We start from the raw sequence: 12,538 nt of genomic DNA on the forward strand, positions 1-12,538 counted from the left end.
TCAAGGAATGCTGAATCGTGTCGGCCTGCAAGCTTGCATTTAACCTGCTCGCTCCAACCGCCAGACTGGACTGCACCAAAAACAAAAAAGCCCCACCAGATTTCTCTGCATGGGGCTTTTCAATTCAGGGCGCTTCTCAGACCTCCGCCACCAACACATCGGCAATCCGAATACTCAATGCCGCACCTGTCAGCGTCGGGTTCACGCAGGAGGACGATGGCATGACGCTCGTGCCTGCGATGAACAGGTTCGAATGGTCGTGACTGCGGCAATCGCGGTCCACCACCGAGTCTTTCGGGTCATCGCCCATGATGGTGGTGCCCATGATGTGCTGACGGTTCTGGAAGCCCGTGTCCGTGCTGAGGATGTCGGCGTCGAGCAGTTTTGCAAACTGCTTGAAGTCTTCCAGCGCCTTCTCTTTACCGGCGTGCCAGTAGTCGGGAACGCTGTAGTAGATCTCGGGAACCGGCAGACCGATGGCGTCGAACTTGGTCTTGCTCGGGGTGACCCGGTTTTCCGGCAGCGGCAAGGTTTCGAAGTCGACGGCCCAGTTCAGGGAGCGCGCCGATTGCAGGCGGATCTGCTCATCGAGCTTCGAGCCCAGCACGCCTTTGGCAATCAGGTTCGAAGTGATTTGCGACGTCGGCACGGTGTTGCGCACCTTGATCTTGTAGCTCGGGTAATCGTTGCGGAACGCGCCATCGCGGCTGTTCAGATAGACCAGCAATTGCGTCGGCCCTTCGCCCGGCCACATGTCTTCCTTGGTCATGACGTTCATGCTGATGCCGGTGTGGTCCATCAGGTTGCGCCCGACCTGATCCGAGGAGTTGGCAATCCCGTTCGGGTACTTTTCCGAGGTCGACATCAACAGCAGCTTCGGCGACTCGATACCGTATGCCGCCAGTACAAAGGCCCGGGCGGTCAGTTTGTGTTTGGACTTGTCGGGGCGCATGTACCAGATCGCAGTGATCTTGCCGTCGTCGCCCGCCTCGATCTTGTAGACGACAGAGTTGTCCAGCACCTTGGCGCCATGGCGCTCGGCTTCATCGATGTGCATCGAACCATCGTACTTGGCGGCAATCGGGCACACCGGGTTGCAGTTGTTGTTGCCGGCACAGGGAGGCCGTTTACCATAGGGGCGGGTCGCCCGGCCATTCGGCTCGAGGATCGGGTTATACCCGCCCTTGCCGAGCAATTCGGAAAGGCGCTTGAACATGTAGCTCGGCTTCAGGCCCTCCATCGGATAGGGAATCGAGCGCGGCGGATAGGCGTCCCCGCCCTGCCCGCTTTCGTCCTGGCCGTCGACGCCGGAAACGCCCAGTTCGATTTCAGCTCGAGCGTAATACGGTTCCAGTTCGTCATAACTGATGGGCCAGTCACGACCACGGCCATACAGCGACTTGAGACGAAAATCATTGGGCAGCATGCGCCACAGCGAGGAACCGAAGTGCCAGGTGGTGCCACCCACCACACGCAAATAAGAGGTGTTGTATTTCACCGGCCCTACCTGCTGCAGATAGTCGCCATAGGTAGAGGGCGCGTGGGGCAGGCTCGGATAGGGCGACCCGGCGCCCTGCAACTTGGCGTTGGCCAGCGAGAGTTTCACCGGAGCATTGCGGAACGTTTCCACCACATCACGCCGATTCACCCGGGGACCGGCCTCGAGCACGATCACCGACTTGTTCGCTTTGGCCAGGCCCGTGGCGATCAGACCGCCCATGACACCGGAACCGATGATCACCACATCGGCATCGAATTGATCGCTGCTCATACTGTCGAGTCCTGATTGACTGCTGGCTTGGGACCCCATGAATCCGGGCCGCCACCGTAGGTTGGAATGATGAGAATGCCGTGAGTGGGCTGATACATCATGGCGAGGGAATAGCTGATCAACTCGGCATCCGCCGGCTCACCGACGATGCCCAGATACCAGGCGGAAATGATGCTGGTGGCCGTAGCCCGCAGCGACGGATCCGGGTTCGGTTGCGCCAGGTATTCATCGACATGCTTGTAACCCTGTGCGCCGATCAATTGTTTCAGGGCAATCACGTTGGTCGAGAAATTCGGCGCGCGCTTATCCAGCGCGGCGTAGTAACGACCGGCCAGAACCGGATTGACCGCACGGCTGACCAGAAACTGCGACAGCGCAATGAAATCGTCGCTCGAAACCTGCGCTGCCAGCACCGACTGCCAGGGCAGCGCACTGCCGATCATCGCGGCCAGGCCCAGCGTCACGGAACCGCGCAACAGATTGCGGCGAGTGAGCCCAGTCGAGCTTTCGGTTTGAGTTTTTTCGTGTTTGTGCGTCATTGAAGTGTCCATTGCTCAGGCCTCCTTGCGCCGACGTGCAATCAAGGCCCATGCGCCCAGGCTGATCAACACGCACACGAGAATGATGACCGGGATCGTAAACTTCGCCATCACTGCCAGTGGCGCCTGGGGCCCACCGTTGCGTACCTGTGCCACATCGGCGGCGGTGACAACCGTGTCGGCATTGCCGTAGCGCGACAGCACGTAGTTGCTGACGTCGGCAATCTGCTGGTCGTTCAGGCGGTCGGTGAACAGCGCGTCCGGGCCGAAACCCGGCATGTCGATGGCCACACCGTCGACTTCACGATGCACGCCGTACACGATGGCCGCGATCAGGTTGTCGCTGCGACTGGTGGCGGTGTTGTGAAACAGCGATGGGTATTCCCGCGTGCCTTGACCGTTCGGCTGATGGCAGTTGGCGCAAGTGCCACTGAATATGTGCCATCCCGGATTGTCCCCCGGTTTGCCTCCGCGCAGCGTCAACTCATCGACCGAGGCCTGACCGTAATCGTGGCGGGCTTTGGTTTCCCCGTTGTTGATCGGCACCGTCTGCAACAGATAGGCCGCGATGGCTTTGAGATCCGCATCGCTCAGATGCTGCAGACTGTTCTCCACCGCCTCGGCCATTGGGCCTGCCGCCTGGGCCTTGCCCTCGACGTGACCGGTACGCAGATAGGCCACGATCTCGTCGCTCGACCAGGCACCGATGCCGCTGACTTTGTCGGAAGTGATATTGGGGGCATACCAACTGCCCAGTGATCCGCCGGCCAACGGTTTTGCGCTGTCGGCCGCCATCAGGACATTGCGCGGTGTGTGGCAGGTATCGCAGTGAGCCAGGCCGTTGACCAGATAGTCGCCACGGTTGACCTCGGCGGACTTGGCCGGATCCGGCGTAAAGCGCGCCGTGCTGTGGAACAGCGCGTTCCAGCCAATCATCGATGCGCGGATATTGAACGGGAAATCCAGAACGGTTTTCTGGTTCGGCGTATCGACCGGCGCCACTTCATGCATGAAGTAGTCGTAGAGCGCAGCAATGTCGCTGTCGGTCATCTTCGAATAGGAGGTGTAGGGCATCGCCGGGTAAAGCCGAGTGCCATCGGCCGCCACCCCGTCACGCACCGCACGGGCGAATTGCTCAGACGTGTAATTGCCGATGCCCGCCGTTTTCGAAGGCGTGATGTTGGTCGAGTAGATCGTGCCCATCGGTGAGCCGAGCGGATAGCCGCCCGCAAAAGCCCTGCCGCCTGGCGCCGTATGGCAAGCCACACAGTCAGCCGCTACCGCCAGACGCTTGCCCGCCGAGGCCGTGCTGTCGAGCGTCTCGCCGTACGCGGTGCCAGCTATGGCGATCAGCAGCGTAACCAATCCGGCAGAGGCGTACCCCCTGCGTTTCCCTTTATCAATGCGACGCGACATGAGTCCTACCCTAGGCTGCTTCGTTCTTTTTTTTCACGGTTCTGGAAATCACGAACACAGCGTCCTCGTCATCTTGAGCGACAAGGACGAAGAGGTACGATGTCGTACGTATTTATTGGAATATTCCACACAATGTAACACTTGGCAACAAATAGAAAAGGCCAAGTGCCATCTTTTGTATGTATGTGCTGAATGCTCTAAAACGCTGGTTACAAGGTGGTTTAATGCGGAATATATTTAGATAAGAAACAACTGGTAACCCTACAGTTGTGGACTCCGCAGCCGAAAGATGTACGACGACAAGCCATTTTCGTACGAGCTGCGCTCGATATTGCTCCGCCCCCACATGTCAGCAGGATGCCCCTTATGAGTTGGTTGAATGACGCAAGACTTTCCACGAAATTGATCACGGCCTTCGCGGCGTGCGCCTTCATCACCCTGGGGGTGGGCCTGCTGGGAAGCCGGGGAGTGACCGAACTCTCGACAAGCCTCAGATCGGTGTTCGGCAACAACCTCGTCGCCGTCGCCAACATCGCGCAGACCAAAATCAAGGCTGTCGGACAGACCCGTGACATGTATCGACTTTACGTCGCCACTGTCGCCAACCTGCCCCAGAGCACCAAAGACGAATTTCTCGCCTCGATGAGCGCCAACCAGGTGGCGAGTGAAAAAGCCTTTGCCGAATACCGGAAAACCGAGCTTGCCGACGACGAACGTGCAGCCGGTGACCGGATGGAGAAGGCCTGGCCCGTTTACCAGGCGATCGTGCAAAGGTATCTGGGCCTGATGAAGGCTGGCGACCTGGAAAATGGCCGCGAACTGCTGCTCGGCGACCTGCAGAAAAACTATCGCGTCGTCATGGACGAATTGACCATCATGACCAACTCCAACGACATGCAGGTCAGCGAAGCCGCAAAGCGATCGGTTCTGACGGAGTCCTCTGCCAAGACATCGCTGTACATCGGCATCGTGCTGGCCTTCGTCGCGGCGATTTTGCTTGGCCTGTTCATCAGCCGACTGATCAGCCGCCCCATCTCCAAAGCCGTTGAAAGCGCCCGAAGCATCGCTGGCGGCGACTTGACTCAAAACATCGTCAGCACCGGCCGCGACGAGGCCGGCCAGCTGCTCACAGCCCTGGCCGAGATGCAGGGCAGTCTGAAAAGCACTATTCAGCAGATCGCCAGCGCGGCGGATCAACTGGCTTCCGCCGCCGAAGAACTCACCGCCGTCACAGACAATGGAAGCCGCGGACTGATTCGTCAGAACGACGAGATCCAGCAAGCAGCGACGGCTGTCACGGAAATGACCTCCGCCGTGGAAGAAGTTGCCCGCAATGCGGTATCCACCTCCGAGGCCTCCCAGACCACCAGCCGGGAAGCCAGCAACGGACGCGATCAAGCGCGAAACGCCGTTGCCGCGATCAACCATGCAACCACGGAAATCGCCACCTCCACCACCATGGTCAAGGATCTGGCAGAGAAAGTACGGGACATCGGCAAGGTTCTGGATGTCATCCGGGGGATTGCCGAGCAAACCAATCTGCTGGCGCTTAACGCCGCCATCGAGGCTGCACGCGCGGGTGAGCAAGGTCGAGGTTTTGCCGTGGTCGCCGACGAGGTACGAGCCCTGGCGGCAAGAACCCAAGCTTCGACGGGGGAAATCGAAGGCATGATCAACGACGTTCGCAACAGTGCAGACGAAGCCGTCGGCGCCATGGGGAAAAGCCAGGCGCTGGTCAGCGAAACCCAGTCACTGGCGCAAGCGACCGGCCAGGCATTGGAGCTGATTGCCGACGGCATCTCGCAGATCAATGATCGCAACCTCGTCATCGCCACAGCCTCGGAAGAACAGGCACACGTAGCTCGGGAAGTGGACCGAAATCTGGTCAACATCCAGGATCTCTCCACCCAGACGGCGGCAGGCGCGCATCAGACCAGCGCCTCGACCCAGGAACTGTCCAACCTGGCGGCATCGTTCAACACTCTGGTCAGTCGCTTCCGCTTGTAAACTCGCGACAACAAAAAAGCCCCGCCAGATCACTCTGCGCGGGGCTTTTTCCATAGATGGTGTCCCAGGGCAGGTTCGAACTGCCAACCTTCCCCTTAGGAGGGGGATGCTCTATCCAATTGAGCTACTGGGACACAAATCTGTCGGTGCGACAGACGGCGTGCATGTTAACGGCCGGGCCCTGTTTTGTCATGTCGTCCGCAGGGCTTTTTAAGTGTAGGCAGGCGCCTTGCAAGGGTGCCGGACGTTTTACCGTGCAATTTGCATCATCCGCAAAAGCCATCATTGCAAAATGCAATGTACGGGGCTCGAAAAACCCTTCTAAATGCTTGTTTTTAAAGGACTTAACAGCGGTTAGACTGTTGGCACGACGGCTGCTTTACAGGTTCTTATACAAGAACAACCGGAGACTCGTCTCATGAACAGCGCCCTCGTGTTCGCAAACGCAATCGCACTGACTGTCCTGGTGGGCTTTCACTTCGCCCCCGAGGACAACGAGAAAGTGGCCGGGCGCATGCCGCACTACCTGCAAGTGCAGAAGGCGCCACAATGGGCGGTCTTGAGCGATCAAAGCTTCGCTCCACAAGCAGTCAGCGAGTCTGAACAGGCGTTGCCGACGCATTCGACTGAACGTCTGGTTTTTTGAAATATCTTCAGGAGTACAGCATGTCCAAGTCAGCTGCAGGATTTCTGATCCTCGCCTTATTGAGTGGCCTCGGGCATTTTTCGCTGTTCGAGGAAACCGAAATATCCCTGCCCCTGATCGGTTGCGGTGTGTTTACCGCGCTGTTCGTATTGGCGCTGGTGGCCGGGCGCAAGATCAAGTTTGATCCGGTATTGCGCTGAACCTGACCAGCTCCAGCAGATGATTGACTGCATCGGCCAGAGCGCCCGAGTTGTCGATCAGGTGCACAGGACTATCAGTTGAACGCCTGTCCTTGAACAGCGTATTGCGCGCCAGCCTCGCATCGATCTGCTCAAGCGTCTCCCGGCCACGCCGGAGCAGTCGCTCACGCAGGACATCCTCCCGAACCGTCAGCAACACCGGCACCAAAGTCGGGTAGCTTTCCAGTGCTTGCCGAAGGTTTGCCCGAGAGCCGTTTACCAGGACGTGTTTGCCGGCTTTCAGCCATTGATCCATTTCCACCGGAATGCCATAGGCGAGACCGTTAGCCTGCCACGCCAGTGAAAACTCGCCGGCACGCTGACGTCGCTCGAACTCCTGCGGCGTCACACCGATCGCATCCTCACCCACGGATTCGGCCGAACGGGTGATGACCCGGCGCATGACTTCACAATTCAACGCCCGCAAAGGTTCGCGCGCAGCCTCAATCAGGCTGTCCTTGCCGGAGCCGGAAGGTCCCATGAGATAAATCAAATTGCCATCCATCCTGAAAACGCCCTCCGGCGGGCAGTTGCCCCTAGTAAATCGGCCATTTGCCACTATCCTGTACAAGGTAAGGAACAACGATTCAACCCGCATAGCATGCACGTTCTGAGGCCTTCGGGCATCAGCCGACGTGCTTCAGGAGGCGGTCAGCGATACGGGCCGATGCATTCTTTTCAAACCAGTCCGCATTTCTGATAATTGGTGCTGGCATTACGCCTTTACCCGGATCAATATTTGTCACAGAATTGACGCCAATGATCTGGCAATTTTGAGGCATGATGCGCGCCTCTTAACAATTCAGGTTGAACCATTTGGCGCGGATGCTTGTCCTACCACACATCCTGCGGCCAATCCCGAGAACCGCTCCCCTGAACTAACCGGTTAAATATATGCGCCCATTGAAACAGGCAATTTATTCCAGCCGTACGGCTGACAAGTTCGTCGTACGTCTGCCAGACGGAATGCGTGAACGCATTGCCGAGGTGGCTCGCAATCATCACCGCAGCATGAACTCCGAGATCATTGCGCGCCTTGAGCAGAGTCTTATTCAGGAAGGTGCACTGGGCGAAGAACTGAGCATGCGCCTGGACAGCCCTGAGCTGTCGTTGCACGAACGCGAGCTGCTGCAACGCTTCCGCCAACTCTCCCATCGCCAGCAGAACGCGCTGGTGTCTCTGATCGCCCACGACGCCGAAATGGCCGCAGACGCATCCTGAGCCAAACCGAACATCTCAAGCCAGCATGAATGCTGGCTTTTTTTTGCCTGCAATTTGAGTTTTCCAAGGACGTAAAAAAGCCCGCCAATCGGCGGGCTGTTTCAATGCAGTCGGTCAGAGCAGGAAGATCGTCGCCAGCCCCAGAAAGATGAAGAAGCCGCCACTGTCGGTCATGGCCGTGATCATCACGCTGGCGCCCATCGCCGGATCGCGACCCATCTTCGCCAGGGTCATAGGGATCAACACCCCCATCAACGCTGCGAGTAGCAAGTTCAATGTCATGGCAGCCGTCATCACGACGCCTAGTGACCAGCTTCCGTAGAGCAAGTAAGCAACCACGCCGATCACGCCACCCCAGACCAGGCCGTTGATCAACGCCACGGCGAGCTCCTTGCGCATCAGACGCGAGGTATTGCCGGTGCTGACCTGATCGAGGGCCATGGCGCGAACGATCATGGTAATCGTCTGGTTGCCGGAGTTACCGCCAATGCCCGCCACGATCGGCATCAGCGCCGCCAGGGCCACCAGCTTCTCGATCGAACCTTCGAACAGGCCGATCACCCGCGATGCGACGAACGCCGTGATCAGGTTGATCGCCAGCCACGCCCAACGGTTGCGCAGGGATTTCCAGACCGAAGCGAAAATATCTTCCTCTTCGCGCAGACCCGCCATATTGAGGACTTCGCTTTCGCTCTCCTCACGAATCAAGTCGACCATTTCGTCGATGGTCAGACGGCCAATCAGCTTGCCGTTCTTGTCGACCACCGGGGCCGAGATCAAGTCGTAACGTTCGAACGCCTGAGCGGCGTCGTAGGCGTCTTCATCCGGGTGAAAACTCACCGGGTCACTGGCCATGACTTCGGAAACCTGCTTCTCCGGGTCATTGACCAGCAAACGCTTGATCGGCAGCACGCCCTTGAGCACGCCGTCGTAGTCAACCACGAACAGTTTGTCGGTATGGCCCGGCAGCTCTTTGAGGCGGCGCAGGTAACGCAGAACCACTTCGAGACTGACATCCTCACGGATGGTCACCATCTCGAAGTCCATCAGCGCACCGACCTGCTCCTCGTCGTAGGAGAGAGCAGAACGCACACGTTCGCGTTGCTGCTGGTCCAGAGTCTCCATCAGCTCATGGACGACGTCTCGCGGCAGCTCGGAGGCCAGGTCAGCAAGCTCGTCGGCATCCATGTCCTTGGCCGCAGCCAGGAGCTCGTGATCGTCCATGTCGGCGATCAGGGTTTCACGGACGGAATCGGATACTTCGAGAAGAATGTCGCCGTCGCGATCAGCCTTGACCAACTGCCAGAGCGTCAGACGATCGTCCAGCGGCAGGGCTTCAAGAATGTAGGCGACGTCGGCGGAGTGCAGATCATCGAGCTTGCGTTGCAACTCGACGAGGTTTTGCCGGTGGACCAGGTTCTCGACCCGGTCATGATGCGGGCCTTCCTGGCGATGAGTCAGGTCTTCGACGACCCGTTGGCGCTGCAGCAGCTCGACGACCTGAGCCAGGCGATCCTGCAGGCTTTCCTGTGTTTTCTTTACTTCGATTTCGGACATAGGCGAACTCCACTCCCAGCAGCGGGGCACGCCGGAAGGATCAATCAGTCAATTCATGATTGGTGAAACGGGTTACTGAATAACTACTGGGTAAGTCCATGGAGGTTTTCCATAAGCCCCGGCGGGGCTGACGGGCGCAATGATACACCGCCTGACGGTTTTAAACGTTAAAAAATCGTGGCTGAAACAAGCGCTTGCGAGACAAAGCTGAGCGCTGTCCTGATCCTTCACACTGCGACGACTCATCCTGAAAAGAAAACACACCGGCGGTGAAAAAACTGCCGGCTAAGCTTGAGAAGGATCGTCATGGAGGACGCCGAATGCCATCGAAAACATCCCGATTCATGCTGACCACCCTGCTCTGCCTGCCCACCATCGGGAACGCAACGACACTTCATCGCTGCGAAGCTTCTGATGGTAGCGTCACGTTCACAACGCTGAGCTGTGCGAACGACGAGCACCTTTCGTTGCAGGAAGTTCGCCCCTACTCGCCAGGCTCGACAGTCAACCTGATACCCGAAGCCCGGCATGAAGAAATATCCGGTATGAATATCAGAAAACGAGAAATGGCCGTCGTTGGGCGCACCCAGGACAAATGCGGAGATCTGATCGACGCACGACAGAAGCGCGAGGCGATCATCAATCAACGAATCATCGCCGGCATGAGCCAACAGGATGTTGAAAGCGCTTTGGGCAAACCCGACAAGGTGAGCATCCGCAATTCGGCAACGAGTTATCGTTACGACCTCAAGCGAGGGCGCAGTGCTCAAATCGATTTTGATGAGAAAGGATGCGTGACAGGAAAAGCCAAATCCAGGACAGCAAAAAGCCCGCGTTAAACGCGGGCTTTTCGGTATATGGTGCACTCGACAGGATTCGAACCTGTGACCGCTCGGTTCGTAGCCGAGTACTCTATCCAGCTGAGCTACGAGTGCAATTTGTGTTTTTAGACCAGACCACAACTGGCTGTAACCAAGTCATCCGCATCGCTGCAACTGACTCTTAAATGGTGCACTCGACAGGATTCGAACCTGTGACCGCTCGGTTCGTAGCCGAGTACTCTATCCAGCTGAGCTACGAGTGCATTTTGTGTTTTTAGACCAGATCACAACTGGTTGAAACCGAGTCATTTACATCGCTGCAATTGACTCTTAAATGGTGCACTCGACAGGATTCGAACCTGTGACCGCTCGGTTCGTAGCCGAGTACTCTATCCAGCTGAGCTACGAGTGCATTTGTTGCGCCGCATTATAGCCCGTCTAATCTCTATTCCAACCACTTTTTCTAATAAATTCAACAACTTACAGAAAAAGCCAGATTACAACGTACTAAGCAAATAATGGCGGAGAACGGGGGATTCGAACCCCCGACACCCTTTTGAGGTGTACTCCCTTAGCAGGGGAGCGCCTTCGGCCACTCGGCCAGCTCTCCGCAACACGGGGCGTATATTAACCACCTTCTTCCCCGTTTGCAAACATAAAAATCGATAAAAATTAATGGCTTGGTTCTTCGTCCTTCTCTTTCTTTATACGCAGATAGATTTCTTCACGGTGCACGGCCACCTCTTTCGGGGCGTTGACGCCGATACGCACTTGATTTCCTTTGACGCCGAGCACGGTCACGGTGATTTCGCCATCACCGATAATCAGGCTTTCTGCGCACCGACGAGTCAGAATCAGCATACCTTTCTCCTCACGCGAATCATTTCAGGGACAACAGTCTGCAAAAAAAAGGCACCCGACCTACAACCGGAGCGATCGTAGCCCTACATGCCTGAGTATTGACCAGCGCGAGCAAAAGAACAGTTCGGGGGCTCGCGCCATTCAAAAAATAAAGGGCGCGGTCAGACCGCGCCCTTCAGACAACGCATCACTCGCCCTGACGGGCCGGAGCGTCGAGCTCGAAAGCCGTGTGCAGGGCGCGCACGGCCAGTTCCAGGTACTTCTCTTCGATCACCACGGAAACCTTGATTTCCGAGGTCGAGATCATCTGGATGTTGATGCTTTCCTTTGCCAGGGATTCAAACATGCGGCTGGCCACGCCTGCGTGGGAACGCATGCCGACGCCGACGATCGAGACCTTGGCAATCTTGGTGTCGCCAACCACTTCACGGGCACCGATCTCGCGAGCGGTGTTTTCCAGCACGGTTTGCGCGGACTGGTAGTCGTTGCGGTGCACGGTGAAGGTGAAGTCGGTAGTGTTATCGTGCGCGACGTTCTGCACGATCATGTCGACTTCGATGTTCGCGGCACTGATCGGGCCGAGAATCTTGAACGCCACGCCCGGGGTGTCTGGCACGCCACGGATGGTCAGCTTGGCTTCATCGCGATTGAAAGCGATGCCGGAAATGATCGGCTGTTCCATGGTTTCCTCTTCATCAATAGTAATGAGGGTGCCCGGACCCTCCTTGAAGCTGTGCAGTACGCGCAGCGGAACGTTGTACTTGCCGGCGAACTCCACCGCGCGGATCTGCAACACCTTGGAACCGAGGCTGGCCATTTCCAGCATCTCTTCGAAGGTGATCTTGTCCAGACGCTGAGCAACCGATACCACGCGCGGGTCAGTGGTATAGACACCATCGACGTCGGTGTAGATCTGGCACTCATCAGCCTTCAGCGCAGCGGCCAGCGCCACGCCGGTGGTGTCGGAACCGCCACGACCCAGGGTCGTGATATTGCCGTGCTCGTCGACGCCCTGGAAACCGGCGACCACCACCACGCGACCTGCTTTCAGGTCACCGCGAATCTTCTGGTCATCGATCTGCAAGATACGCGCTTTATTGTGCGCACTGTCCGTCAGGATCCGCACCTGGTTGCCGGTGTACGACACCGCCGGCACACCGCGCTTGATCAGCGCCATGGCCAACAGGGCGATCGTCACCTGCTCACCTGTGGAAACGATCACATCCAGTTCGCGCGGAACCGGTTGATCTTCGCCACTGATTTGCTTGGCCAGATCGATCAGACGGTTGGTCTCGCCGCTCATTGCAGACAGCACAACCACCAGGTCATCGCCGGCATCGCGGAATTTCTTAACCTTGTCGGCGACCTGCTCGATTCTCTCGACAGTGCCGACCGAGGTGCCTCCAAATTTCTGTACGATCAAAGCCATTTCAAAGCCGCCTCTGCCCATGAAGGGCGCC

The 12,538-nt window shown here is 57.6% G+C and carries 12 protein-coding genes and 5 tRNA genes; 5 read left to right on the forward strand and 12 right to left on the reverse strand.

The genetic code is table 11. From position 1 onward, the window contains the following. Positions 1 to 136: 136 nt before the first annotated feature. From CAG25_RS05585 to CAG25_RS05595, 3 genes are read right to left on the reverse strand one after another with little or no spacing between them, the layout of a single operon-like run. On the reverse strand, positions 137 to 1,771 hold the full coding sequence (locus CAG25_RS05585) for a GMC family oxidoreductase (RefSeq protein WP_064383602.1): 1,635 nt from the start codon (positions 1,769 to 1,771) through the stop codon (positions 137 to 139). Further along, complete coding sequence (locus tag CAG25_RS05590) at positions 1,768 to 2,322, reverse strand: sugar dehydrogenase complex small subunit (protein WP_085610723.1); 555 nt, start codon at positions 2,320 to 2,322, stop codon at positions 1,768 to 1,770. Before CAG25_RS05590 ends, CAG25_RS05585 begins: the two co-directional genes overlap by 4 nt. A gap of 3 nt (positions 2,323 to 2,325) precedes the next feature. Next, positions 2,326 to 3,726 (reverse strand): cytochrome c, encoded by a 1,401-nt coding sequence (locus CAG25_RS05595; protein ID WP_085610724.1) that lies wholly within the window; start codon positions 3,724 to 3,726, stop codon positions 2,326 to 2,328. Between the two features lie 366 nt (positions 3,727 to 4,092). Between CAG25_RS05595 and CAG25_RS05600 the strand changes: the two genes are divergently transcribed. Then, positions 4,093 to 5,733, forward strand: a complete 1,641-nt coding sequence (locus tag CAG25_RS05600; protein WP_085610725.1) for a methyl-accepting chemotaxis protein — start codon at positions 4,093 to 4,095, stop codon at positions 5,731 to 5,733. Between the two features lie 57 nt (positions 5,734 to 5,790). On the opposite strand, the gene CAG25_RS05605 is transcribed toward CAG25_RS05600, so the two are convergent. After that, positions 5,791 to 5,867 (reverse strand) — tRNA-Arg (locus CAG25_RS05605). A gap of 284 nt (positions 5,868 to 6,151) precedes the next feature. Here CAG25_RS05605 and CAG25_RS05610 point away from each other — a divergent pair. After that, on the forward strand, positions 6,152 to 6,379 hold the full coding sequence (locus CAG25_RS05610) for a hypothetical protein (protein ID WP_085610726.1): 228 nt from the start codon (positions 6,152 to 6,154) through the stop codon (positions 6,377 to 6,379). 20 nt (positions 6,380 to 6,399) lie between these two features. Beyond that, positions 6,400 to 6,579 carry a PA3371 family protein gene (locus tag CAG25_RS05615; RefSeq protein ID WP_085610727.1) on the forward strand — a complete coding sequence of 60 codons (180 nt, stop codon included), beginning with the start codon at positions 6,400 to 6,402 and terminating at the stop codon, positions 6,577 to 6,579. On the opposite strand, the gene phnN is transcribed toward CAG25_RS05615, so the two are convergent. After that, a complete protein-coding gene (gene phnN, locus CAG25_RS05620) occupies positions 6,554 to 7,123 on the reverse strand; it encodes a phosphonate metabolism protein/1,5-bisphosphokinase (PRPP-forming) PhnN (RefSeq protein ID WP_085610728.1) in 570 nt (189 codons plus the stop codon). The genes CAG25_RS05615 and phnN overlap by 26 nt on opposite strands. 389 nt (positions 7,124 to 7,512) lie before the next feature. On the opposite strand from phnN, the gene CAG25_RS05625 reads away from it, so the two are divergent. Continuing rightward, positions 7,513 to 7,839 (forward strand): Arc family DNA-binding protein, encoded by a 327-nt coding sequence (locus CAG25_RS05625; RefSeq protein ID WP_003178899.1) that lies wholly within the window; start codon positions 7,513 to 7,515, stop codon positions 7,837 to 7,839. Positions 7,840 to 7,953: 114 nt separating this feature from the next. On the opposite strand, the gene mgtE is transcribed toward CAG25_RS05625, so the two are convergent. Next, on the reverse strand, positions 7,954 to 9,396 hold the full coding sequence (mgtE, locus tag CAG25_RS05630; protein ID WP_007960287.1) for a magnesium transporter: 1,443 nt from the start codon (positions 9,394 to 9,396) through the stop codon (positions 7,954 to 7,956). Positions 9,397 to 9,716: 320 nt separating this feature from the next. On the opposite strand from mgtE, the gene CAG25_RS05635 reads away from it, so the two are divergent. Then, complete coding sequence (locus CAG25_RS05635) at positions 9,717 to 10,235, forward strand: cell envelope protein SmpA (protein WP_085610729.1); 519 nt, start codon at positions 9,717 to 9,719, stop codon at positions 10,233 to 10,235. A 19-nt stretch (positions 10,236 to 10,254) separates the two neighbouring features. Here the strand turns inward: CAG25_RS05635 and CAG25_RS05640 are convergent. The 6 genes from CAG25_RS05640 to CAG25_RS05665 form a co-directional block, all read right to left on the reverse strand. After that, positions 10,255 to 10,331: transfer RNA gene (locus CAG25_RS05640), tRNA-Arg, on the reverse strand. Between the two features lie 72 nt (positions 10,332 to 10,403). Beyond that, a tRNA-Arg gene (locus tag CAG25_RS05645) sits at positions 10,404 to 10,480 on the reverse strand. A gap of 72 nt (positions 10,481 to 10,552) precedes the next feature. Further along, positions 10,553 to 10,629, reverse strand: a tRNA-Arg gene (locus CAG25_RS05650). Positions 10,630 to 10,736: 107 nt separating this feature from the next. Continuing rightward, a tRNA-Ser gene (locus CAG25_RS05655) sits at positions 10,737 to 10,827 on the reverse strand. Positions 10,828 to 10,889: 62 nt separating this feature from the next. Next, entirely contained in the window at positions 10,890 to 11,078 is a 189-nt protein-coding gene (gene csrA, locus CAG25_RS05660; RefSeq protein ID WP_002554426.1) for a carbon storage regulator CsrA, read from the reverse strand. Between the two features lie 187 nt (positions 11,079 to 11,265). Next, a complete protein-coding gene (locus tag CAG25_RS05665; RefSeq protein WP_007951048.1) occupies positions 11,266 to 12,507 on the reverse strand; it encodes an aspartate kinase in 1,242 nt (413 codons plus the stop codon). Positions 12,508 to 12,538 lie beyond the last annotated feature (31 nt).

It is taken from the genome of Pseudomonas sp. B16(2017) (genome assembly GCF_002113205.1).
Lineage (GTDB): Bacteria > Pseudomonadota > Gammaproteobacteria > Pseudomonadales > Pseudomonadaceae > Aquipseudomonas > Aquipseudomonas pharyngis.